We start from the raw sequence: 25,073 nt of genomic DNA on the forward strand, positions 1-25,073 counted from the left end.
TTCGATGTTTTATCCCCAAATCACTGAAGAAGCAGATTGGTCATGATGAGTGATAAGCTCATCGCCTTGCTAAGCGCTCATTAAATATCAATAGGCTTAGCCCACCTCACGCCCACTCTAAGTTGAAAGGGAATAACACTCCTGCTGCCAACAAGAGCACCCTAAATGGACATTTTTTACTATATACCTTGGCTATTTCCCGCCTTAGCAACGCTATTAGGGTTAATCATTGGTAGTTTTTTGAATGTGGTGATTTACCGCTTACCAACGATGATGCAACGAGAATGGCGTCAAGAATGTGCCGACGCTTTTCCTGACTATGGCATCACACCCCCTGATGGCAAGCTCACGCTCAGTACACCTCGTTCAACTTGCCCTAAATGTCATACGCCTTTGCGCATAAGAGATAATATTCCACTTATCAGTTGGCTCTGCTTGCAAGGCAAATGCGCGCACTGTTCAGCACCGATCAGCGCTCGCTATCCGGCGATTGAGCTATTAACTGCCGTGAGCAGTTTGATCATTGCTCTGCACTTTGGCTTTAGCCCTTATAGTGTGGCACTGCTGCTGTTTACTTATGTGTTAATTGCCGCCACCTTCATTGATTTGGATAGCATGTTGCTGCCAGACCAATTGACTCTGCCTTTACTGTGGGCAGGGATCAGCCTAGCACTGTTGAATATTAGCCCACTCTCACTCAATGACGCCGTGATTGGAGCGATAGCAGGCTATCTTTGCTTATGGTCGATTTATTGGCTATTTAAGCTACTGACCGGTAAAGAAGGTATGGGCTATGGTGACTTTAAGTTGCTTGCCGCGCTCGGAGCTTGGTTAGGTTGGCAATTATTACCGTTAATCGTATTACTCTCTTCACTGGTCGGTTTGGTGTTTGGATTGATTCAATTGCGTTTGCAAAAACAAGGCATTAATAAAGCTTTCCCGTTTGGTCCTTACTTGGCGATTGCTGGTTGGCTGGCGATGTTGTGGGGCGATAAACTGATCGCTTGGTATCTACATTCATTGGTAGGATAACGCTCATGACGCTGATTATTGGTCTAACTGGAGGCATCGCGAGTGGCAAAACCACTGTCGCCAATCTGTTTCAAGAACATTTCTCGATTGATATCGTTGATGCCGATATCATTGCTCGGCAAGTGGTTGAAGTCGGCACTCCGGGCCTGAGCGCCATCATCGAGCACTTTGGTGAGGATATTTTACAAGACGATGGCCACTTAAACCGCAGCGCCTTACGTGAACGAATTTTTGCCGACCCTAAAGAAAAACAATGGCTTAACGCAACGTTACACCCACTGATCAACCAACAAATGGCCGAGCAATTAAAGCTCGTTACATCGCCTTATGGTTTACTCGTTGTACCGTTATTAATTGAAAATCAATTACAATCGATGGTTGATCGCGTGTTAGTGATTGATGTAGATGAACAGACTCAAATTTCGCGCACCATGGCACGAGATAAGGTGGATGAACAACAAGCTCGAGCGATCTTAGCCGCTCAAGCAACCCGAGCTGAGCGTTTAGCGATGGCCGATGATGTGATTAAAAATGGAGCAAAAAACCGACAACTTTTGCCGCAAATCACAGAATTACATCAAAAGTATCTGGTAATGAGCGGTACAAATCGGTGAGAATACAGGTAAATCAATCAAGGCCAGTTTCATGAGCACACATAAGTTTGAACATCCGCTAAATGAAAAAACGCGCATTTATTTACGCGTCGAAGCGCTGCTCAATCAAATGGATCGAGCCTGTCAAACGGCTGACGGTATTCAGCATCAGTTGCTGTTTCGTTCTCTCTTTGACCTACTAGATATTTTTGAGCAGATGCAACTGAAAAGTGAATTAGCAAAAGATATTGAAAAACAGCGTCAAACCTACCGACAATGGATTGATATTGACGGTGTCGACCAACAGATGCTGACTAGCCTGTTACAAGAGATTGACAGTGTTCATCGCTGCCTATTAGCCGGCGAACGCTTCGGCCAATCGCTAAAAGATGATCGATTCTTAAGTACCATTCGTCAACGATTTAACCTCCCTGGTGGCTCTTGTTGCTTTGATCTTCCCGCTCTGCATTACTGGTTACACTTATCATCAGAACAGAAGCAACTCGACATAAAACAATGGGTTGCAACCTTGCAACCCCTATCTGATGCGCTTGCATTATGGCTAAAACTCACCCGAGAAACCGGACATTTCCGAGCACGAATGGCACAAGATGGTTTCTACCAAAGCGACGCGGAAGACGCGAATATCCTGCGTTTATCGATTCCTTTAGAGTACGGCGTCTATCCGATGATTTCTGGTCATAAAAATCGCTTTGCCATTAAGTTCATTGATTTTTCTTCTGGTAAAGCCAGCAGCCAAAATATTCCTTTTGATCTTGCGGTGTGCAGCTAAATCCGTATCCTTCTGATTTGGTTTACCTACAGGATAGTGTCATGTCAAAAAAAATCACCGTGGTAAAATGCCCCCAATGTGGCGATGATGTGCCGTGGAGCGCGCAAAGTCCTTTCCGGCCCTTTTGTAGTAAACAGTGTCAGATGATTGATTTTGGTACTTGGGCTGATGAAGAAAATACCATTCCTGGTGCACCCGATATGTCAGATAGTGACGGTTGGTCTGAAGAGCCGCTATAAGTCCCTCAGGGATAGAGGTTTAAAATACCCACCACCCTGAAGTAAATCTGAGCATAAAAAAATCCCCAGCAGATTGGCTGGGGATTTTTTATGCTCTTATTCTACAACCAAAGGATCGGTAGGTTCTGCATCAATCTCTATTTGCGTCACCCGCTGTAATCCTCTCGGTAGCAGTGCCCCTCGGCGGCCTCGCTCACCTCGGAAATTATCTAAATCCGTAGGCTTTAAGCCTAACTTTCGCTTTCCAGCGTAAAGCGTAATCGATGATCCAGACGGAATAGCCAGCAAATGAGAAACCACTTCTTCTCGCGCTTTCGCTTTCGCACTAGGAATATTAATGATCTTATTGCCTTTACCTTTGCTTAATTGCGGCAGATCTTTGATTGGAAATAGCAGCATTCGTCCCTGATTGGTCACCGCTAAAATCTCATCATGTTGCAGATCATTGACGGCTTGTGGTGCCAGTAACTCAGAGTTATTCGGCAAATTCACTAAAGCTTTACCACTGCGATTTTTCGATAACAGATCCGAACCTTTACACACAAAACCATAACCGGCATCAGAACCGACCAACCATAGCTGATCGTCTTCACCCATAATTACTTGGCGAATCGAACTGCCTTCAGTAATGTTCAACCGTCCGGTAATCGGCTCTCCCTGACCACGAGCAGAAGGCAGAGTATGTGCTTCTAATGAATAACTACGCCCATCACTGCCTAAAAAAGCCACCTGTTGATTACTCTTCCCGCAAGCATGCGCGAGGTAGTTATCACCGGATTTATAGTTCAAGCTATGGCAATCAACCTCATGCCCTTTAGCATGACGTACCCAACCTTTCTCTGAGATCACCACAGTGATCATTTCATTAGGCATCAGGTCACGTTCGGTTAAGGCTTTGGCCTCCGCACGCTCAACAATCGGTGAGCGGCGATCGTCACCGTATTTTTCCGCATCCGCTTTTAATTCTTTCTTGAGTAGCGTGTTCAAGCGTCGCTCAGAACCAAGTAACTCTTCTAATTTAGCGCGCTCTTTATCCAAAGCATCTTGTTCGCCACGAATTTTGACTTCTTCAAGTTTTGCTAAATGGCGCAGTTTGGTGTCTAAAATCGCATCGGCTTGAATGTCGCTAATCCCGAAGCGCTCCATCAAGATGCCTTTGGGTTCATCTTCTTGACGAATGATCTCTATCACTTCGTCAATATTGAGATAAGCAATCAACAAACCCTGTAGGATATGTAAGCGAGCCAAAACCTTATCAAGACGATATTGCAAACGAGCGCGCACCGTTTCACGGCGAAATTCAATCCATTCACTCAGAATCTGCGTTAAGCCTTTAACTTCAGGGCGATTGTTCAGGCCAATCATATTGAGGTTAACCCGAAAACTCTTTTCTAAATCAGTTGAAGCGAATAAATGATTCATCAAAGTATCGCAATCAACTCGACTTGAGCGCGGTACAATCACTATCCGTGTTGGGTTTTCGTGATCCGATTCATCGCGTAAATCTTCCACCATCGGCAGCTTTTTAGCGCGCATTTGCCCAGCAATTTGCTCCAACAGTTTCGCACCAGAGACTTGGTGCGGCAGCGCTGAAATAACGATATCCGAGCCTTCTTTATGCCATACCGCACGCATTTTGATGCTACCACGCCCGGTTTGATAGATTTTTTCTAAATCAGACGGTGGTGAAATTATTTCCGCTTCGGTTGGAAAATCAGGACCTTTGACATACTGCATCAAGTCAATAAGACTGGCAGAAGGATGCTCGATGAGGTGAATCGTCGCCTCAACGACTTCACGGACATTATGGGGCGGAATATCGGTTGCCATACCAACAGCAATGCCGGTAACCCCATTAAGCAAAATATGTGGTAAGCGAGCCGGTAACATTTTCGGCTCTTGCATGGTGCCATCAAAGTTAGGCTGCCATTCCACCGTACCTTGGCCTAATTCACCCAATAGCACTTCGGCAAATTTAGACAACTTAGCTTCGGTATAACGCATCGCGGCGAACGATTTAGGATCATCCGGAGCCCCCCAGTTGCCTTGACCATCAACCAGTGGGTAACGATAAGAAAACGGCTGTGCCATCAATACCATGGCTTCATAACAGGCCGAATCGCCATGAGGATGATACTTACCCAGTACATCACCGACGGTTCGTGCCGATTTTTTGTATTTCGCTGATGCCGACAACCCCAGCTCAGACATGGCGTAAATGATCCGCCGCTGAACCGGCTTTAAACCATCGCCGATATAAGGTAAGGCGCGGTCCATAATCACATACATAGAGTAATTGAGATAGGCGTCCTCGGTAAACTTGCGCAGCGGTAACTGTTCTACGCCCTCAAAACTGATTTCACTCGACATTCTATTGTACCTCGGCCATATCACCATTGCGTTGTAACCAACTGCGTCGATCGTCCGCGCGTTTTTTACCCAGCAACATATCCATCATTTCATCGGTCTCTTTATCGTCATCAATGGTTAACTGCACTAAACGACGGGTGTTCGGATCCATGGTGGTCTCACGTAATTGCAGAGGATTCATCTCCCCCAAGCCTTTAAAACGTTGGACGTTGATTTTAGCTTTTTTACTACTGAGACGTTCGATGATTGCCTTTTTTTCATTGTCATCAAGTGCATAGTGCACTTCTTTACCGCAATCAATCCGATACAGTGGCGGCATCGCCACATAGACGTGACCGGCACGAACCAAGGCACGAAAATGACGAGTGAATAAGGCGCACAGCAATGTCGCAATGTGTAACCCATCGGAGTCCGCATCGGCTAAAATACAGACTTTACCGTAACGCAGTGCCTCTAAATCATCATTATCAGGGTCAATCCCCAAGGCAACAGAAATATCATGTACCTCTTGTGAAGCCAGCACTTGATCAGCTGAGACTTCCCAAGTATTAAGGATTTTACCGCGCAGTGGCATGATGGCTTGAAACTCACGGTTTCGCGCCTGTTTGGCACTGCCACCCGCCGAATCCCCTTCGACCAGAAACAGTTCTGTGCGGCTGAGATCTTGCTGAGAACAATCGGTTAACTTACCAGGCAGCGCAGGACCAGAAGCGATTTTCTTACGCACCACTTTTTTACTCGCGCGCATCCGGCGATGAGCATTGCTGATACACACTTCTGCCAATAGCTCAGCCAATTGTGGCTTTTCATTCAACCATAAGCTAAACGAATCTTTAACAACACTGGCAACAAACGAGGCGGTTTGGCGAGAAGAGAGTCGCTCTTTGGTTTGTCCTGCGAATTGTGGATCCTGCATTTTTATCGATAAGACATAGGCGCAGCGATCGAATACGTCCTCACCGGTAAGTTTGACTCCACGCGGCAACAAATTACGAAATTCACAAAATTCACGCATCGCATCAAGTAGCCCTTGGCGTAAACCATTAACGTGCGTACCACCTTGTGGAGTAGGAATTAAGTTCACGTAGCTTTCGGTAATTAAATCGCCACCTTCCGGTAACCAAATGACTGCCCAGTTTGCGGCTTCTGTCTCGGTTTTAAACTCGCCCGTAAACGGCTCTTCAGGCAGTAAGGTATAACCTTTTACCCCTTCGGCAAGATAGTCTTTCAAACCGTCTTCATACAGCCAACGATACTCGTTATTGTTCACTTTATCGGTGAAAGTAATTTCTAGACCGGGGCAAAGTACGGCTTTGGCGCGTAAATTATTGACCAAACGCGAGACGGAAAAATTGGCAGAATCAAAATAACGCGCTTCTGGCCAAAAATGCACCGAAGTACCACGATTACGACGTCCACAAGTCCCAGTGACCGTTAAATCAGAGACTTTTTCACCATGTTCAAAGGCAATGTCATACACCTGACCGTCACGGCGAACCGTCACTTCAACCCGTTTAGAAAGGGCGTTAACCACCGAAATCCCCACCCCGTGTAAACCACCAGAAAATTGGTAGCTTTTATTGGAGAATTTACCGCCAGCGTGAAGCTTACATAAAATAAGTTCAACCCCAGAAACGTTCTCTTCTGGATGAATGTCTACGGGCATACCACGCCCATCATCAATCACCTCTAGTGATTGATCAGCGTGAAGTATCACCTGAACCTTGGTGGCGTATCCGGCCAACGCTTCATCGACACTATTGTCGATGACTTCTTGCCCAAGATGATTGGGACGCGTGGTATCCGTATACATCCCGGGACGGCGACGTACTGGTTCTAAGCCATTGAGAACTTCGATGGCTCCAGCATTATATTGTTCAGTCATAATACGGAATGCTTTTATCGATAAATGATTGGTAACTTTACTACCCATTAAGGATTTACGCTTGAATTATCCACCAAAAAGCAGATTTGGTGATAAAACACAGCAGCTCAATGGAGCAAGAACAAGACAGACATAGTCTGGAAGAGCCCCTTCGATGTCAAGTGACATCCGTAAGCCTAAGGTAAAATTATGACTTTTCGCGCATGATGACAGCGAATTTATAAGTGCAGAAAATCGATGATTGCCGACGGATAGCGCTCAAAACCAACAAAACTATGATCACCACCGTCTTCAACCGTCTGGCGAGCATGACGATATTTCTCTACCGCTTGTCGATAATCGAGCACTTCATCACCCGTTTGCTGTAATAGCCAAAAATGCTCAGGATGATCAATCGAGTCAATCTCTAGCGCTTTTAATTCATCAATATGCTCAACCGTCAGCAGGTAACGTTGTTGAGTATACGGATTCTGCTGCTCACCAAGAAAATTACGCAGTAATTCATACGGTTTCACCGCTGGATTCACCAACACCGCAGGAACCGTATAGTGCGCATTAAGCCAAGTGGCTAAATAGCCACCTAATGAACTTCCCACCAGACCAATCTGATAATCGGCTTGATAAGACTCCATTAAATTACGTAACTGTTCAGCGGCTTGCTGTGGAAAAGGCGCTAATTTAGGGATAACGACCTTGATATCCGGCCGTTGCTGAGCACAATACTGCTGGATCACCTGAGCTTTGTGTGAAAGCGGTGAGCTGTTAAAACCATGTATATACAGCAGTAGCGAAGAGCGCACACCCATATTAATACCCATTTGAAGTAAAGTCCGGCACAAAGGCTCCGCGTGCTAATCGTTTGACCTGCGTTGTCACTTGACCATCAGCGTGTAATTCAAGCTCACGCCAACCAGGAGAGCATTGATCTAACGCGAAATCATCGGAATTCGGTTTAAACTGTACACACGTTGACGGACTTGCCATTACTTTTACCCCGGCGAAAGTGCGGTCCATATCTTGATGAACGTGACCACACAAAACGGCTCGTGCGTTTTGATGTCGCTGAATGACGCTCCAAAATGCATCACTGTCTTTTAAGGTATGTTGATCAAGCCAAGCACTGCCCACTAACAGAGGATGATGATGCAATAAAATCAACGCATAGCGATCTGGACGTTGAGCGAGTTTTTCATCTAATAGATTCAGTTGGTAATCACTGAGACGGCCATGCGGCACGCCAACGACTTGAGAGTCGAGTAAAATCATTTGCCAGTGCTTCCCAAGCAAGACATGCTCGGGGGCATGCAGTTGTGAAGACGGCATAACACTACCCATGTTGGGTTTATAATCATGATTACCCGGTAACCAAAAGCACGCTTTTTGCAAGGCGCTGATCTCAGAAGCAAAACGCTGATAAGACTCCGCGCTATGATCTTGTGAAATATCGCCAGTAGCAAGCAGAGCATCAAAAGCAACCTTTTGCTCAATAATCGCTTGCACAATGGCATGAAAACTGTCTGCTGTATTCACACTAAGTAAACAACCGTCATCAGCCGCAAACAGGTGCGTGTCCGTGATCTGAACAAGCTTAATATTGTCTGATGGGTCTAAACTGGGCGACACGTTCAAATTGATAAACCTAATGCTATGAATAGTTAATATTAATCGGCGCTCGGCTAATGCCTTGTTTCAAACAGAAGGTGAGCCAATCACCTAAAAAACGGTTGATTTGTGCTTTCTCATCTTTTTGCACCATCTTATGGTTAGGATACTCATAACGAGCCGCAATACGCGTTAATTGATCGCTAGCACACACTTCAGCAACTCGTGCATCGTGATACAGCCTGACAGACATCACAGGTAATGAAAACGTTGAAATATCATCACTTTGACAAATTTCCACCAAAGTTGTGTACTTTGTGACCTCGAGCACTTGTAACTGATAAATCAGATCAGCCGCTTGATAACAACGGACTTCACCTACACTCGCTGGTTTTGGCAGCAGAGCATTGAGTTTTGCGTAATTGGTTTCATAAGTTCGCATCAGATCCGCAAGATCCACATGATACGACTTAGTGGCTATCGCTCTGCGCATGAGGTTATCAACTCCGCCATTGAGATTGTAATTGCTGATGATGCAACTCTAACCATTGTAGTGCGATTATTGAGGCACCATTCTCAATTTGGCCATCTTTGATCCATTGATAAGCTTGCTGACGACTGAGCACATGCACTTTAATATCTTCACCTTCAGTGTCCAAACCATGCACACCTCCCGCCAGTGTAGTATCTACTTCACCAATGTAGACATCGAGTTTCTCAGAACATCCCCCTGAAGAAGGGTAATAACTGGTGATTTTTTCTAATCTTGCCACCGAGATCCCAGCCTCTTCGAATGCTTCACGACGTACAACGTCCTGCGCATCCTCACCCGGTTCAATCATGCCTGCGATAATTTCTTTCTGCCATGGCTGATCATGTTCTAGTGCTCCGACCCGGATCTGCTCAATGATCACTACTTCATCACGTTGAGGATCATAAGCTAACAGCGCCGCGGCGTGACCACGCTCGAACATTTCTCGCTCGATCGTCTCACTCCACCCACCTTGGAATAATCGATGCTTAAATTGGTATTTAACCATGCGAAAAAAACCTTGGAACAGTGTCTTTTTTGAGACAATCTGCAGATCATTAACGCTAAACTGGTCTTTTTCTTGGTCTGTGGGTTGCATAGCCATTCCTTCTCGGTGAATCTATTAGTTTACTCATGAAGGTTTACGACTGCCAACGACATTGCTCAACTTTTTGTATAAAAGTTATGTTTTTTTTTAAGTGATTGCTCTTTTATCATGATAGATAGCTGATTAAATAAACCTTTTTATGTAATGAACCATTCGCAAGCTCTGTCACTGATTGGTTAATACATTAATTTATATTGCACAAGTGGATAATTAAGTGTAAAAAAGTGCAAACTTTCGCATGAAATACCAACAATTTGAGTTACACTCTGTCAACGTAACTCCTTTCATATCTAGGCAGGAATAGGACCGATGAAAAAACTGCTTCCTTTTTTAGTGAGTGCAACCCTTGGTAGCTTTAGTATTAACGCATGGGCCGATGATCTTGCACAAATTTATGATCAAGCAAAACAAAATGATCCGCAATTGCTCAGTGCTGCTGCTCGTCGTGAAGCCGCTTTTGAAGCAATCAATTCGAGCCGTAGTTCGTTGTTACCACAGATTAATTTAACGGCTGGGTATAACCTCACTCGTAGCGATGTTGATGCGCGCGATAGCGATCGACTATCAGCAGGCATCAGTTTTGCTCAAGAACTGTATAACCGCTCAAGTTGGGTATCATTAGATACTGCTGAGAAACAAGCTCGCCAAGCCGATGCACAATACGCCGCCGTACAACAAGGATTGATGTTGCGCGTCGCTCAAGCCTACTTCGAAGTGTTGAGTGCACAAGATAACTTAGAATTTGTCCGTGCCGAAAAAGCCGCGGTGGCACGTCAGTTAGAACAAACTAAGCAGCGTTTTGACGTTGGGCTCTCAGCCATTACGGATGTCCATGATGCACAAGCGCAATACGATAGTGTTTTAGCGCAAGAAGTTTTAGCGGATAACACCTTAATCAATAGCTATGAATCATTAAGAGAAATTACTGGTCAAGGCTATTCACAATTAAGCATTCTTGATACTCAACGTTTCTCAGCCAGCCGCAATACGGAATCAATGCAGGCATTGATCGAGCGAGCTCAGCAACAAAACTTAGCCTTGCTTTCTTCGCGTATTGCTCAAGATGTGGCAAAAGATAATATCGCTCTCGCCAGTTCCGGTCATTTGCCGTCGTTGAAGTTAAACGGTGGTTATAATTATGCGCGTGAGTCGAATAGCAATAATTCCGCGAATAATACCGATTTTAACGATTTTACCATTGGGCTAAATCTCAATGTTCCGCTGTATACGGGTGGTAACGTAACGTCATTAACCAAACAAGCCGAACATGCGTTTGTCGCCGCAAGCCAAGACTTAGAAGCGACCTTCCGCAGCGTGGTCAAAGATGTGCGCGCCTATAACAACAATATCAACGCTTCAATTGGCGCATTACGTGCTTATGAACAATCGGTGATTTCCGCTCGTTCTGCCCTAGAAGCAACCGAAGCCGGTTTTGAAGTTGGTACTCGGACGATTGTTGATGTATTAGATGCAACGCGACGTCTGTATGACGCCAACCGTAATCTCTCTTCAGCGCGCTACGATTATATTTTGAATCGTCTACAACTTAGTCAAGCAATTGGCTCTCTCAGCGAACAAGATATTCTCGATATCAATGCTGGACTACAACGCGTGAGTCGATAAAGCAATCCCAAAATGAAATAAGGGGCTTCAATTGAAGCCCCTTATTTTTATGCGCTTACGCACTGAAAACACAGCGATTGGCTATCTCCATCGAGATCACCGTCGTTAACCTTTACCGCCTTTAATCGCCTTGATAATGTCTGTGGTCGAACAGCCTTCTTCGAAATTCAGTACTTTCACTTCACCACCCGCAGCAATCACTTCTTCACCACCAGCGATATCTTCAGGTTTATAGTCGCCACCTTTAACTAAAATGCTTGGTAACACTTCTGCAATTAAGCGCTGCGGAGTATCTTCGCTAAATGGAACCACCCAATCTACGGCACCTAGCCCGGCTAGTACCGCCATGCGACGATCGGTTGGATTGACCGGACGCCCTGGGCCTTTCAAACGTTTCACCGACTCATCGGTATTAACCGCTACAATTAAGCGATCGCCAAGCTCTGCTGCATGATTCAAATAAGACACATGTCCAGCGTGTAAAATATCAAAACAGCCGTTAGTCATGACAACTTTTTCACCGCGGGCTTTGGCTTTTTTGACCGCTTCAATCAGCGCACTTTCACCAATAATGCCAAAATCCGCCTCTTTGCTGCCATGAATGGCTTCAGCCAATTCAATCGTCGATACCGTCGAAGTTCCCAGTTTTCCAACCACAACGCCAGCGGCAGCATTGGCTAAAACACACGCTTCATCCAAAGATTTACCTGCAGCCACCGACGCAGCAAGCACCGAAATCACCGTATCACCAGCACCGGTTACATCAAAGACTTCTTTGGCTTGCGTTGGCAAATGGAAAGGCTCCATACCACGACGCAACAAGGTCATACCATGCTCACTGCGGGTCACCAACAAAGCTTGTAGATCAAACTGTTCAATGAGCCCCAAGCCTTTTTCAACCAACTCTTGATCCGACTTAACTTTTCCTACTACCTGCTCAAACTCACCCATATTCGGTGTCAATAAGGTTGCACCACGATAGCGTTCAAAATCAGCTCCTTTAGGATCAATAAACACTGGGACATTGGCCATGCGGGCTTTTTGAATCAACTGCTGAACGTGCTCCAAAGCGCCTTTCGCATAGTCAGATAAAATCACCGCGTTCACGCTCGCCAGAGAACGTTCCATGCGCGACAGGATCAGCTGAGCATCAATATTCTCAAATTTGTCTTCAAAATCGAGACGGATCAATTGCTGTCCACGACTTAACACTCGTAATTTGGTGATGGTGGGGTAATCAGCTAAACCAACGAAGTCACACTGCACATTCAGCGAGGTTAATTTTTCTTGCAGCACTTGTGCTGGCTCGTCAATGCCAGTTAAACCTATGATATGCGCCAAACCACCTAAAGAGGCAATGTTCATCGCCACGTTAGCAGCGCCTCCTGGACGCTCTTCGTTATGCTCAACTTTTACCACTGGCACTGGCGCTTCAGGGGAAATACGTCCCGTTGGACCATACCAATAACGATCAAGCATGACGTCACCAATGATAAGCACACCCGCTTTGCTGTAGTCAGGTAGGATTGGTTTCATTATCGATCTTCTCCACTATTAATCTATGGCGCAGTGTAACATAGCCCTCTATCGGCAAACCACTTTGAGTTACCGCTAAGCGGTGTCAGTACGACCAATCTTTATCGGGTTCAGTAGGCAGCGTTTCCTCGCTGACAGTGTTCAGCCTAACCAGTGATGCCAAGTTTCAATCACCCATTCTCGCTGAGCTACCCATTGTGCTTCATCCACATCCGCATCAAGATTCAATAAGTTACGATGATGGATTTGATCTCGCATCTCGGTATACGCGCGAGTTAATGCCTCAGCTGATGCGGGATCCAGTACCGCTTCGTTCATCAACGATTCAAAAATACGCACATTATCCGACCAACGCGTCAACTTTGGATGCTGATGACTATAACGTAAGACAAAATATTGCGCGAGAAACTCAATATCGGTGATCCCACCTTGATCGTGCTTTAACATGAAACGTCCGGCTTTTTTGCTGGCCAAGTGTTGACGCATTTTGTCACGCATCTCGACCACTTGTTGTTGCAAAGTGTTTGGATCTCGCGGCAAACAGAGTACAGAATGTCTGACATGATTAAATTTGGCTTGTAAATCCGCTTCACCGTAAATCATTCTTGCTCGGACCAAGGCTTGATGCTCCCACGTCCAAGCCTCTTGATGCTGATAATCGGCAAAAGCGTCTATCGAGCTGACCAATAACCCCGAAGCGCCGGAAGGACGTAGACGGGTATCGACTTCGTACAAAATACCGGAAGCGGTACGGGTCGAAAAAAGGTGAATGATCCGCTGAGCAAGACGCAGATAAAATTGTCGCCCATCAATCGGTTTGATCCCTTGAGTCATGGAAGAAGCCGGACAATCATGAATAAAGACAATATCTAAATCGGAGTTATAACCCAGCTCCCATCCCCCCACTTTGCCATACCCTGCCACAGCAAAGCCTTTACCAGCTTGTTGGGTTAAATGATCCGGCACACCATGTTTGGCACTGACTTGCAACCAAGCTTGATTAACGACGGCATCGACAATGGCTTCAGCTAAATACGTTAAATGATCACTGACTTTCATCACTGGCAACACACCCGCGATATCAGCAGCAGCGATTTTCAATATCCCGATCTGCTTAAATTGACGCAGCGCTTCCATTTGCTGCTCCATGTCCTCTTCTGGAATACGAGCAAGAAAATCACGCAGCTCGGTTTTATAACTACCAAGATCGATCGGATGATAAAGATGCTGCGGATCAATCAACTCATCCAATAAAATCGGGTAACGAGCCAGTTGCTCAGAAATCATCGGGCTGGCTGTGCACAAACGAACCAGTTGATGCAGTGCTGCTGGATATTCATCCAACAGCTCTAAATAGGTGGTGCGCGTGGCAATACTATTCAGTAAATGCAGCACTCGCGCTAAACCAAATTGCGCATCAGGATGAGAGAATATAGCCTGATAAACCTTAGGCATTAAGCGATTTAATACCTCTCGGCCACGTGGACCAATGGTTTTTTTAGCTAAATCCTGCTTAAACGTTAAGCAGCAATGCGCCAAATTCGAAGGTTCTTCAATCGCCAACTCCTGCCTAAAAATAGGTACAATCACATCCAGCTTATCTGCCATGTCCCACAGTTCATGAAAATGATCAGCCGTGGTGCTTTCTTCATCATCATCCTCACCAATCAAAGTGATGAACACTTGATGAACCTGCGTCATATGATGTTGTAACTGGCTAAGTAACGCATCCCAACATTCATAGACCATCGCAATGGCCAGACGCCATTGATCGTCTTCTTTTTCTGGCAGCGTTTGCGTCTGTTTATCTTCCATGGCCTGCATTAGGTTTTCTAATCGGCGCAAAAAACGATAAGCGGCGACCAATTGCGCGACTTGTTCGGTGGTTAATAGTTCAAGTTCGGCAATCGCCTGTAGTGTTTCTAACAATCCTCGCTGGCGCAAACTGGGCTCTCGTCCGCCACGAATGAGCTGGAAAACTTGGGCAATAAATTCAATCTCCCGAATACCACCAGCACCCAGTTTAATGTTATTACTCAATCCACGACGACGTACCTCACTACGGATCATCGATTTCATTCGCCGCAACGATTGAATAGCACTAAAATCGATATAACGACGAAATACAAAAGGCCGCAGCATTTGCCGTAGTTCTTGATACTGATGATGCATTTCACGGCCCATCACCCGCGCTTTGACCATCGCATAGCGTTCCCAATCACGTCCTTGTTCTTGGTAGTAATCCTCTAATGCGGCGTAGCTCATCACTAAAGGACCACTTTCGCCAAACGGACGCAAACGCATATCAACCCGATAACAAAAACCATCGAGTGTCGGTTGATCAAGCATTTTTATGATCCGCTGGCCTAAACGGGTAAAGAACTGTCCGTTATCAATACTGCGCCTGACGCCTTGAGTTTGACCGTTTTCAGGATAAGTAAAAATCAGATCGATATCCGAAGAGAAATTGAGCTCCCCACCACCTAATTTACCCATGCCGATAATCAGCATCGGTTGAGCCTCACCTTGCGCATTGCATGGCGTTCCCCACTCTTGACAGCACAGTGAATATTGCCATTGATACGTCTCGACGATCAGCGCTTCCGCCAGTTCAGAAAGATGTTCAAGGCTCTGCTCGACAGGCCAAGTGGCTAAAAAATCACGCCAAGCAATATAGACCATCTCTCGATAACGAAACTGACGTAAAATCCGTTGTCCGGTTTGTTCATCAGGGCACGACGTTAATAAAGCCTGTAATCGCTCGCGATAAGTCTCTGCTCTCGATTCACTTTGTAACCAATTAGGAAATTCATCGACCAGCCACTCATCACGAGAGAAGGTCTGGGTGACAAAACGGCTCAACGTAGTCACATAACGAAGTGATTGCTGTAATTCAGACGGCCACTGACTCAGCTTCGGCTGCTCAGCAAGCAACTGTTGGTAGGCGTTATCGGCATGAGTCATTAAGTGTTCGGGGAGCTGCATAAATCATCCTTGTCTCTCATCATCGACTCACTCTATCGCAGTCTGAGATAAATAAAAACGCCCACTAAACAGTGAGCGTCGTTGATATCAATTAATCTGAACCGATCACACCTTGAAGACGGTGATTTTTCGATCCAGCTCTTCAGCATTATTTTGCATCAGCTCAGAAGTTTCCAGCAACTCACTGACTACCGTAACCGATGCTTCGACTAACTCTCTCACATTGGTGATATTTTGATTGATCTCCACCGCGACACTGCTTTGTTGGCCCGCTGCTGTCGCAATCTGTAAGTTCATATCATTGATGAGTTTGACTTGTTGGACAATACCGTCCAACTCTGTGCCGGCATTGGTGATTAATTCAACGCCATCAGCCGCTTCAACGACACTTTTTTCCATTAAATCCACTGCCGAGTTAGCACTGCTTTGTAGATGGCTAATCATATCTTGAATTTCAACCGTTGCCGTCTGAGTACGCTGAGCTAAGTTACGAACTTCATCGGCAACCACAGCAAAACCGCGCCCCGCCTCGCCAGCACGAGCGGCTTCAATCGCGGCATTTAACGCCAATAAATTGGTTTGTTCAGAAATACTTTGAATGGTACCGACCACACTGCCAATCGCAACGACTCGCTCTTCAACTTGGTTTACGGCTGAAGCTGAAGCGGCAATATCTTTTGATAACTGATCAATTTTACGAATGGTTTTTTGAACAAACTGCTGCCCCGTAGCCGCACTATGAGAAGCGGTCTCGGTCAATGAAGACGCACTTTGTGCATGATCGGCGACCGTTTGTACCGTTGACGACATTTGATTCATTGCGGTGGCTATTTGATCAATCTCATGGAACTCTTCCTGCGCGGAGTCTTTCGTCTCTGACATACTGATTGTCATGACTTCCGTCAAGGTGGTTAATTCTTGTGATGTGGTGATCTGCACTTTGATTAAATCTTGCAGTTGGCGGCGAGTTTTCTCTAGCTCACGAGCAACATCACCATACTCATCTTTACAGTCCATAAAAATAGGTTCGGATAAATCGCGTTCAGCCATCTGCTTGATTGACTGACTAAGAAATTGGGTTTGCCGTAACATCACTCGCGCGGCAAACATCAGTAATGAAACAAAAGTGACAATCATAAACCCGGTTTGCCAAATGACTTGGACGATGTAGGTATCATAATGCAGTTTGGCTATTTCCGTACTTTGAGTCGCAGCAAGTAAAGAGTCATAGAACAAGCTCGCATCCCACAGTTGCTTGCCGATCACTAAAATCGTACTAAAAAACATTAGCATGACCATTTTAGGGATCAAACGTATGTCTGTGATCACCCGTTCCCACGGTTTAAATGCCATCCTCGCCATGACTGATTCTCCACTCCGTTTTTAATGCTCGCCCATCATGGTTGTGATACCCACCTACCACGTATGAATTATTTCGAGCTTCGTATGAAATTAATACTATCAAAAACCAGCGGCTCTCGATGTGTATTACCTCGCGAATTTGCAGATTGATGGTGTGATTTGTCTAAGCCGATGGATTATGCATTACACCCTCTCTAATGCAGTATATCTCCAACCATCACCGTTTTTATCGGCGACACATCAAATGGCTACAATGGAATACACCAGCGGTTGCGCTATTTGTGAGTTAACTCTAGTTTTTCAATAAAGAAGGGAGTAATGGAAAGGTAGGCTCAAAGTGGCACATTCCCGAAGCGAAAGTTCAGAAATGTGCTTGATGAGCGTATACCCAAACGACTTGAAGTTGCAGGTAGGCGGCAAGCGAGTGAATCCCCATGAGCATAGGCAAACGATGTGATTGGGGTGAACGAACGTAGCCAACACCGCTGCAGCTGCAAGTACGAAGGGGATAGGCACTATTCACGCCAATAAGGCGTCGCTTCTATGCCAATGCGACGCGTTTGCTCCATGGCGTGCAAAATCGAGTTTTCTTGACGATTAAGCCAACGGGTTAACTGCTCTTGATCTTGTTCATCTTGTAACATATCCAGCAGTTGCTCTAACGTTTTTAAGGTTAATAAGTCATCGATACCATGTAATAAATCAATCCATGGCATCCGAAACGCTAAACGCTGCTCGGCATCATATAAACGCGCGAAACTGACCCCAGTATAAAGCGCACGTATCAAACGATATTGCTGTTCAATATAATCATCAGCTGAGAGTGCCTCTTCTGGCGGAAAAACCTCAACCAACTCCGCCCATGCTCGGTCAAGCTGTTTGACAGAAAAAGGCCCCACCAGTCGAGCCATTCGCTCACGAGCTTTATCATCCAAAAACGGCTGCCATCCGCGGGTTAAAATCCAACGGCTGAGATCCAGCAATAATGCAGTATAACGGGCACTGTGTAATAATTTTAATGACGCTTCACGTTGAGGTAAGGCTTCTTGGCGCTGCTTAAGCTCGTTGACTAAAAACTTACGGGCATCCAGCTTACGTAACGCATAGCCCTTATCTTTGAGTAAGTCTTCTAGATAGTCATACTGTTTTAACCACGCCAATTCACCATCTAACCATTTAAGTTCTTGACGTAAAATCGCACTGGCTCGGCGTGGAACAATACCACCGTATACGCTGAGTAATTGGCGAATAAAACTGATTGCATGACGAATCTCATGCAAAGCGGCTATCGAGTCTTGTTCGGTGTAAATTTGTTCATGGCGATGCCAATGAGCAAGAGCGTGCTCGAGTGAGCGAATAAAGCAAGACTCAACGTTATCATTGCTCTGGGTATTCACCAGCGTGAGCCCTTGCACCTCATCACCTTCGTACCCCATCGCTAAACGATAACCTTTTGCCGCTTTACTTTGGTTCCCCAACCGCATACCACCTTGTTCAGAGAGGTGACGAGCAAGCAAAAACAGAGCATCTATCTGCCCCGATTTAAGCTCTAACTCAACCTCACAAATCGGCGCTTGTTTATCCCCAGCCTCGACAACGCCTTGATCAAACGCCACTTCAATTTGACTACCATCATTCATGGCGACTAGCCACTGTTCACGGGTAAAATTGGTCGAAAATAAAGCGACCAATTGCGATTGCAGGGTTTCAGCATCGCGCCCTTGAGGCCAAATATCTTCAGGATGTAGGGTTAAATCGGGATGATTGCCCGTGTGCTCTGCATTGTATTCCGGCCTTTGATGCAGGCCTGCAACGACTCGTCCTGCAGTTTTGACGGTTTGCACGTACACCTCATCAAAACGACGAATACGTAGCCCAATATCGTGTTGACGTAACCAATGGTCAGCAGAATCAAAATAGGTGTTACCCAGTTGCCGACAATGGTGCTGAAGCACTTTGGTTTCGGAAATTTTATTACGCAAAACGTCTGAAAAATCAGGAGAAACAAAAAACTTCAGTTCTATCTCGGTTTCCATAGTTATACCTTTCACAGCAGATAGCGACAGGATATTGCCTAATAGACAGCGGGGCAAGTGAGAAATATCGTCCTATTGATGATCTAAAACAGTTTTAATGATTCTATTATTAGGTTACCATGCGCGCCTTTATAGCCAACGCTCAACATTTCACCAGGCTATCGTGGTGTCTGTTCTTTCTCGGTTATAGTAATTAGGTTGAATGACCATGCCAGTAAATACCATTATGGGGTTATTTGCAAAGTCCCCCATTAAGCCTTTGCAACGACACGTTGTGTGTGTCAATGAATGCTGCTCGCACCTGATCAACTTCTTTGAAGTTTGTGCTCAAGGTGATTGGGAAAAAGCGGCAGAAATACGTGCACAAATTTCTCATTTAGAGAAAGAAGCCGACGTGTTAAAACGCGAAATTCGTCTGAAACTCCCTCGCGGTCTGTTTCTGCCGGTTGATCGTACTGACATGCTTGAGCTTCTCACTCAACAAGATAAGCTGGCAAATCTTGCTAAAGACATTTCTGGCCGTGTTTACGGTCGTCAGCTTATTATCCCTAAACCTCTCCAAGATAATTTCCTCGCTTATGTTCAACGCTGTCTTGACGCGGCGACACAAGCACAGAAGGTGATCAATGAACTTGACGAGTTATTGGAAACCGGATTTAAAGGTCGTGAAGTCACGCTCGTGGCGGAAATGATTAATCAACTGGATGTCATAGAAGATGATACGGACAACATGCAGATTCGCTTACGCCAACAGTTAATGGCTATCGAGTCAACCATGAATCCGATTGACGTCATATTCTTGTACAAAATCTTTGAATGGGTCGGCGGTATCGCTGATCAAGCTCAGCGAGTCGGTGCTCGACTTGAACTGATGCTTTCCCGTTCTTAAATCATTTAAGTTAACCAAATAACTAAGAGTCATAATCGTGTTTCCCACCATTCAAGCGCTGACTATATTCTTGCGCTAATGGTTTTTTTCGTGCCTAAAAAGCACCACGATGAGTCTCCGCTTGTTATCAACAACTAGGTATTACGATGGATATCCTTGCGAACTACGGCATTGTCCTGATTATTGTTGCAGCGATCTTCGGTTTATTAATGGCCATTGGTATTGGTGCAAATGACGTCGCCAATGCGATGGGCACATCTGTTGGCTCAAAAGCGCTCACCGTCAAGCAAGCGATCATCATTGCGATGATCTTTGAATTTGCTGGCGCTTATTTAGCCGGAGGCGAGGTCACCGATACGATTCGCCAAGGCGTTATTGACACCACCCTGTTTGCCGATCAACCAGACCTGCTGGTCTATGGCATGATGTCATCCCTGCTCGCCGCAGGTACTTGGCTGCTTGTTGCCTCTTATATGGGCTGGCCAGTCTCAACTACCCATTCGATTATTGGTGCGATTATTGGTTTCGCAACAATTTCTGTCGGTACAGAAGCTGTTGATTGGAGCTCAGTACAAGGGATCGTTGGCAGTTGGGTTATCACGCCATTTATTTCCGGCTTATTGGCTTACGCTATTTTTGTCAGTGCACAAAAACTGATCTTTGATACAGAAACGCCGCTGATTAATGCCAAGCGTTTCGTCCCCGTTTACATGTTTATTACCACCATGGTGATCGCCTTAGTGACCATTAAAAAAGGCTTAAAACATGTTGGGCTGCACTTAACCAGTAGTGAAGCTTGGATCTGTTCGATTCTGGTTTCAGGCATTGTCATGGTTATTGGCTATCTGTACATTTATAAGAAATTTGCCGATACCGAAGAAAACCATGGTTTTTCTAATGTTGAGCGTATTTTCTCTGTTTTAATGGTCATTACCGCCTGTGCGATGGCGTTTGCCCATGGTTCAAACGATGTCGCGAATGCGATTGGTCCCCTAGCCGCGGTGGTTTCTACGGTTGAAAGCCTAGGTAATGTCGCGTCTAAAAGTGCGATTGCCTGGTGGATATTACCACTCGGTGGTATCGGGATTGTGATCGGCCTTGCGACACTGGGTCATAAAGTGATGGCTACCGTCGGAACAGGGATCACTGAGTTAACACCAAGTCGTGGTTTTGCCGCTCAGTTAGCTACCGCTTCGACGGTGGTACTCGCTTCAGGTACTGGCTTACCGATTTCAACCACTCAGACCTTAGTGGGTGCGGTGTTAGGGGTAGGCTTTGCTCGTGGCATCGCGGCGCTCAATTTAGGTGTGGTGCGTAATATTGTCGCGTCATGGATTGTGACTTTACCCGCCGGTGCTTTACTGGCCGTGATCTTCTTCTATGCGATTCAAGCGGCGTTTACTTAATCGATTCGTCAATCCAATGTAAACGGATTGTCATTATTGACTCAAACGCACAGAAAGGGAGGCTCAGCCTCCCTTCTTTGTTGCGCCGCGCGCAGAAAGTTTTTACTATTTGTAAAACAAACCTTAAGACTGATAATAAAGTCGTACATAACCCTATTGCGCGCCCATCAACAGAATGAGATGATTCAAAGCTCTCACGCGCAATATTGACCATAATTAAGGGATCTACCGTGAAAAAACTCATCTGCATGGTGCTATTTTCTTTATTAGCAGCACCAGCGCTCGCTCAAGACCGTTATGTCGCAGATAAACTGTTTACTTATATGCATTCTGGCCCAAGTAATCAGTTTCGTATTATTGGATCAATTGATGCGGGAGAGAAAGTCAAACTGCTCAACACCAATAAAGAGACAGGTTATAGTCAAATTGTGGATGAACGAGGACGCAATGGTTGGATAGAAAGCCGCTTTGTAACTCGTGAAGTCAGTATGGCGGTTCGTCTGCCACAACTTGAAAAAGAACTTAAAGAAGTAAAAAACCAACTGGCTAATGCTCGCCAAAATGCCGATAGTGAAAAAGCCGGACTGGTCGATTCATTAGAAATCCGTAACAAACAAATCGCCGATCTAGAGCAAAGTTATAGCGATATCAGTCAGCAACTGATTGCTTCGCAAACTGAAATCCGTGAACTGCGTGCTCGCCTAGATACCCAAAAAGAGGATTTACTCTTGAAATACTTTATCTATGGCGGTGGCGTTGCTGGCGGCGGCTTGCTGTTTGGTCTAGTGCTGCCACACATTATCCCTCGCCGTAAACGTAATCCGGCCGGATGGGCATAATGACACGAACAACGGTCACCTAAGGTGGCCGTTTTTGTCTTCGCACTTGTTTTCTCAATAAGGAGCCTCTGTGCAAGTTTATCTCGTCGGTGGCGCGGTGCGCGATCAATTACTCTCTTTGCCAGTACATGATCAAGATTGGGTCGTCGTCGGCAGTAGTCCAGAGCAAATGCGTCAAGCCGGCTATCAAGCGGTCGGTAAAGATTTCCCTGTCTTCTTACACCCTAAGACAAAACAAGAATATGCTCTGGCTCGTACCGAGCGTAAAACAGGATCAGGCTATACCGGATTTGCTTGTTATTACGCCCCAGATGTCAGTCTTGAAGAAGACCTCGCTCGGCGCGATCTGACGATCAACGCCATAGCACAAGACAACACCGGCAAGCTGATTGATCCCTATGGGGGTCAGCGTGATTTGCACAACCGTCTATTACGCCACGTTTCTGATGCCTTTATCGAAGATCCGCTTCGCGTCCTTCGCGTCGCACGATTTGCGGCAAAGTTAGCACATCTCGGGTTTACCATTGCTAGCGAGACGATGCAATTAATGACACAGATCGCTCAATCTGGAGAGTTACATCATTTAACCGCGGAGCGCATCTGGCAAGAGTGGCATAAATCGCTTTCGACCGCGAATCCAGAAGTCTTTCTCTCTACACTGCGCGAATGTGGGGCGCTGGCTATTATATTACCTGAAATTGACCGCTTATTCGGTGTCCCACAGCCCAAGCAGTGGCACCCTGAAATAGATACCGGAGTACACACGTTAATGGTCGCCGCACAAGCGGCAAAGCTCTCTCCATCCATTGCGGTGCGTTTTGCTGCGCAAGTACATGATGTAGGTAAAGGCGTAACACCGCAGAATGAATGGCCAAGCCACAAAATGCACTGCCATACCGGAGTTAAGATTATTAACGCGTTATGCGAACGTGTCCGCATTCCTAATGAGTGCAAAGATCTAGCATTATTAGTCTGTGAACAACATTCAAACATTCATCGAGCGGCAGAGCTTAAAGCAAGCACCAAGCTTAAGATACTCGACAAACTCGATGTCTGGCGTAAACCCGAGCGTTTGCATGACGTTTTGCTCTGTTGTCAGGCGGATCACGCTGGTCGATTAGGCTGCGAAGCAAACGCTTATCCGCAACGCGATCTCTTTCTTAATGCTTATCAAGCGGCTCTAAGTGTCGAGGTACAGCAGGTGATCGCTGATGGTTTTCAGGGAAAAGCTATTAAAGAAGAGCTTAATAAACGACGAATACAAGCGATTAGCGCAGCGGCATAAGCCCCCTACTGCACCGGCCTTGTACTTATCTTCAATATAAAAAAACGCCCTGCTATGCAGGGCGTTCTCTAAGCAATAATGCTAAGCCGTATCCAAAAGGATTACGCTTGGCCTTTCACTTCTTTTAGACCGTTGAAAGGAGCACGACCCGCTAGCGCTTCTTCAATACGGATCAATTGGTTGTACTTAGCAACGCGATCAGAACGGCTCATAGAACCCGTTTTGATTTGACCTGCAGCAGTACCTACCGCTAGATCAGCAATCGTTGCATCTTCAGTTTCGCCTGAACGGTGAGAGATAACAGCAGTGTAACCAGCATCTTTCGCCATCTTGATAGCAGCCAATGTTTCAGTTAGTGAACCGATTTGGTTAAACTTGATCAGGATTGAGTTAACAATACCTTTCTCAATACCTTCTTTCAGGATCTTAGTGTTGGTTACGAACAGATCATCACCCACTAATTGCAGCTTGTCACCAAGTAGTTCAGTTTGGTGCTTGAAGCCATCCCAATCTGACTCATCAAGACCGTCTTCGATAGATACGATTGGGAACTTGTTAGCTAGCTCAGCAAGGTAGTGGTTGAACTCTTCTGAAGTGAAGGTTTTACCTTCACCTTTCATGTTGTAGATGCCGGCTTCTTTGTCGAAGAACTCAGATGCTGCACAGTCCATCGCTAGAGTGATGTCTTTACCTAACACGTAGCCAGCCGCTGCAACCGCTTCTGCGATAACTTCTAGCGCTTCAGCGTTAGATTTTAGGTTAGGAGCGAAACCACCTTCGTCACCAACAGCAGTGTTGTAGCCTTTAGATTTAAGAACTTTAGCTAGGTTATGGAACACTTCTGCGCCCATACGTACTGCTTCTTTTAGCGTTTTTGCGCCAACAGGTTGGATCATGAACTCTTGGATATCTACGTTGTTATCGGCGTGCTCACCACCGTTGATGATGTTCATCATTGGTAGAGGCATAGAGAATTGACCAGGAGTGCCGTTTAACTCAGCGATGTGCTCATACAAAGGCATACCTTTAGCGGCAGCGGCTGCTTTCGCGTTCGCTAGTGATACCGCAAGAATCGCGTTCGCACCAAACTTAGATTTGTTTTCCGTGCCATCAAGGTCGATCATCACTTGGTCAATCGTCGCTTGATCTTTTGCGTCTTTACCGACAAGAGCATCAGCAATTGGGCCATTAACCGCAGCAATCGCTTTAAGAACACCTTTACCTAGGAAACGAGACTTGTCGCCGTCACGTAGCTCAAGCGCTTCGCGAGAACCAGTAGATGCACCAGATGGAGCAGCTGCCATACCAACGAAACCGCCTTCTAGGTGTACTTCAGCTTCTACTGTTGGGTTACCACGTGAGTCGATGATTTCACGACCTAGAACTTTAACGATCTTAGACATTAATGTTTCCTCTCATTGAATTTAAATGTCAAAACTAAAAGGATAGCCGCACAACT

General features: G+C 45.8%; 20 protein-coding genes. 9 read left to right on the forward strand and 11 right to left on the reverse strand.

Features of this window, described 5'->3' with window-relative positions; genetic code table 11:
* Positions 1 to 165 precede the first annotated feature (165 nt).
* From FKN93_RS09410 to yacG, 4 genes are read left to right on the forward strand one after another with little or no spacing between them, the layout of a single operon-like run.
* The gene (locus tag FKN93_RS09410; RefSeq protein ID WP_158138884.1) at positions 166 to 1,032 is read left to right on the forward strand and encodes an A24 family peptidase; all 867 of its coding nucleotides are present in this window, start codon (positions 166 to 168) and stop codon (positions 1,030 to 1,032) included.
* A 5-nt stretch (positions 1,033 to 1,037) separates the two neighbouring features.
* Positions 1,038 to 1,646, forward strand: a complete 609-nt coding sequence (gene coaE / locus FKN93_RS09415; RefSeq protein ID WP_158138885.1) for a dephospho-CoA kinase — start codon at positions 1,038 to 1,040, stop codon at positions 1,644 to 1,646.
* A 31-nt stretch (positions 1,647 to 1,677) separates the two neighbouring features.
* Complete coding sequence (gene zapD, locus FKN93_RS09420) at positions 1,678 to 2,418, forward strand: cell division protein ZapD (RefSeq protein ID WP_170904987.1); 741 nt, start codon at positions 1,678 to 1,680, stop codon at positions 2,416 to 2,418.
* A 41-nt stretch (positions 2,419 to 2,459) separates the two neighbouring features.
* Positions 2,460 to 2,657: a DNA gyrase inhibitor YacG gene (yacG, locus tag FKN93_RS09425; RefSeq protein WP_040903818.1), complete on the forward strand. Its 198-nt coding sequence runs from the start codon at positions 2,460 to 2,462 to the stop codon at positions 2,655 to 2,657.
* Between the two features lie 96 nt (positions 2,658 to 2,753).
* Here the strand turns inward: yacG and parC are convergent, their stop codons facing one another.
* The 6 genes from parC to nudF all read right to left on the reverse strand — a co-directional run bounded on the left by parC (position 2,754) and on the right by nudF (position 9,644).
* Positions 2,754 to 5,027 carry a DNA topoisomerase IV subunit A gene (gene parC, locus FKN93_RS09430; protein ID WP_170904988.1) on the reverse strand — a complete coding sequence of 758 codons (2,274 nt, stop codon included), beginning with the start codon at positions 5,025 to 5,027 and terminating at the stop codon, positions 2,754 to 2,756.
* Position 5,028: 1 nt separating this feature from the next.
* Complete coding sequence (parE, locus tag FKN93_RS09435; protein WP_040903866.1) at positions 5,029 to 6,912, reverse strand: DNA topoisomerase IV subunit B; 1,884 nt, start codon at positions 6,910 to 6,912, stop codon at positions 5,029 to 5,031.
* A 218-nt stretch (positions 6,913 to 7,130) separates the two neighbouring features.
* Positions 7,131 to 7,718, reverse strand: a complete 588-nt coding sequence (gene yqiA / locus FKN93_RS09440) for an esterase YqiA (protein ID WP_170905004.1) — start codon at positions 7,716 to 7,718, stop codon at positions 7,131 to 7,133.
* A 1-nt stretch (position 7,719) separates the two neighbouring features.
* The gene (gene cpdA / locus FKN93_RS09445) at positions 7,720 to 8,541 is read right to left on the reverse strand and encodes a 3',5'-cyclic-AMP phosphodiesterase (RefSeq protein ID WP_170904989.1); all 822 of its coding nucleotides are present in this window, start codon (positions 8,539 to 8,541) and stop codon (positions 7,720 to 7,722) included.
* Positions 8,542 to 8,557: 16 nt separating this feature from the next.
* Positions 8,558 to 9,007: a DUF1249 family protein gene (locus FKN93_RS09450; RefSeq protein ID WP_158138889.1), complete on the reverse strand. Its 450-nt coding sequence runs from the start codon at positions 9,005 to 9,007 to the stop codon at positions 8,558 to 8,560.
* Positions 9,008 to 9,014: 7 nt separating this feature from the next.
* A complete protein-coding gene (gene nudF, locus FKN93_RS09455; protein WP_004394274.1) occupies positions 9,015 to 9,644 on the reverse strand; it encodes an ADP-ribose diphosphatase in 630 nt (209 codons plus the stop codon).
* Between the two features lie 318 nt (positions 9,645 to 9,962).
* On the opposite strand from nudF, the gene tolC reads away from it, so the two are divergent.
* Entirely contained in the window at positions 9,963 to 11,276 is a 1,314-nt protein-coding gene (tolC, locus tag FKN93_RS09460; protein WP_158138890.1) for an outer membrane channel protein TolC, read from the forward strand.
* A 105-nt stretch (positions 11,277 to 11,381) separates the two neighbouring features.
* Here tolC and hldE read toward each other — a convergent pair whose 3' ends face one another.
* The 4 genes from hldE to FKN93_RS09480 form a co-directional block, all read right to left on the reverse strand.
* Positions 11,382 to 12,812, reverse strand: coding sequence for a bifunctional D-glycero-beta-D-manno-heptose-7-phosphate kinase/D-glycero-beta-D-manno-heptose 1-phosphate adenylyltransferase HldE (hldE, locus tag FKN93_RS09465; protein ID WP_170904990.1), 1,431 nt, complete (start codon positions 12,810 to 12,812; stop codon positions 11,382 to 11,384).
* A gap of 141 nt (positions 12,813 to 12,953) precedes the next feature.
* A complete protein-coding gene (glnE, locus tag FKN93_RS09470) occupies positions 12,954 to 15,797 on the reverse strand; it encodes a bifunctional [glutamate--ammonia ligase]-adenylyl-L-tyrosine phosphorylase/[glutamate--ammonia-ligase] adenylyltransferase (RefSeq protein WP_170904991.1) in 2,844 nt (947 codons plus the stop codon).
* A gap of 105 nt (positions 15,798 to 15,902) precedes the next feature.
* Entirely contained in the window at positions 15,903 to 17,159 is a 1,257-nt protein-coding gene (locus tag FKN93_RS09475) for a methyl-accepting chemotaxis protein (RefSeq protein ID WP_040903825.1), read from the reverse strand.
* Positions 17,160 to 17,674: 515 nt separating this feature from the next.
* The gene (locus tag FKN93_RS09480) at positions 17,675 to 19,195 is read right to left on the reverse strand and encodes an inorganic triphosphatase (protein ID WP_154170140.1); all 1,521 of its coding nucleotides are present in this window, start codon (positions 19,193 to 19,195) and stop codon (positions 17,675 to 17,677) included.
* A gap of 208 nt (positions 19,196 to 19,403) precedes the next feature.
* Between FKN93_RS09480 and FKN93_RS09485 the strand changes: the two genes are divergently transcribed.
* The 4 genes from FKN93_RS09485 (at position 19,404) to FKN93_RS09500 (ending at position 23,614) form a co-directional block, all read left to right on the forward strand.
* Positions 19,404 to 20,084, forward strand: a complete 681-nt coding sequence (locus tag FKN93_RS09485) for a TIGR00153 family protein (protein WP_161425902.1) — start codon at positions 19,404 to 19,406, stop codon at positions 20,082 to 20,084.
* 146 nt (positions 20,085 to 20,230) lie between these two features.
* Entirely contained in the window at positions 20,231 to 21,490 is a 1,260-nt protein-coding gene (locus tag FKN93_RS09490) for an inorganic phosphate transporter (protein WP_158138894.1), read from the forward strand.
* 230 nt (positions 21,491 to 21,720) lie between these two features.
* Positions 21,721 to 22,329: a TIGR04211 family SH3 domain-containing protein gene (locus FKN93_RS09495; RefSeq protein ID WP_158138895.1), complete on the forward strand. Its 609-nt coding sequence runs from the start codon at positions 21,721 to 21,723 to the stop codon at positions 22,327 to 22,329.
* Between the two features lie 70 nt (positions 22,330 to 22,399).
* A complete protein-coding gene (locus tag FKN93_RS09500) occupies positions 22,400 to 23,614 on the forward strand; it encodes a multifunctional CCA addition/repair protein (RefSeq protein WP_154170136.1) in 1,215 nt (404 codons plus the stop codon).
* 101 nt (positions 23,615 to 23,715) lie between these two features.
* On the opposite strand, the gene eno is transcribed toward FKN93_RS09500, so the two are convergent.
* Entirely contained in the window at positions 23,716 to 25,017 is a 1,302-nt protein-coding gene (gene eno / locus FKN93_RS09505; RefSeq protein WP_004394305.1) for a phosphopyruvate hydratase, read from the reverse strand.
* Positions 25,018 to 25,073: the final 56 nt, after the last annotated feature.

The organism is Vibrio sp. A8-1 (genome assembly GCF_013048685.1).
Classification (GTDB): domain Bacteria; phylum Pseudomonadota; class Gammaproteobacteria; order Enterobacterales; family Vibrionaceae; genus Vibrio; species Vibrio metschnikovii.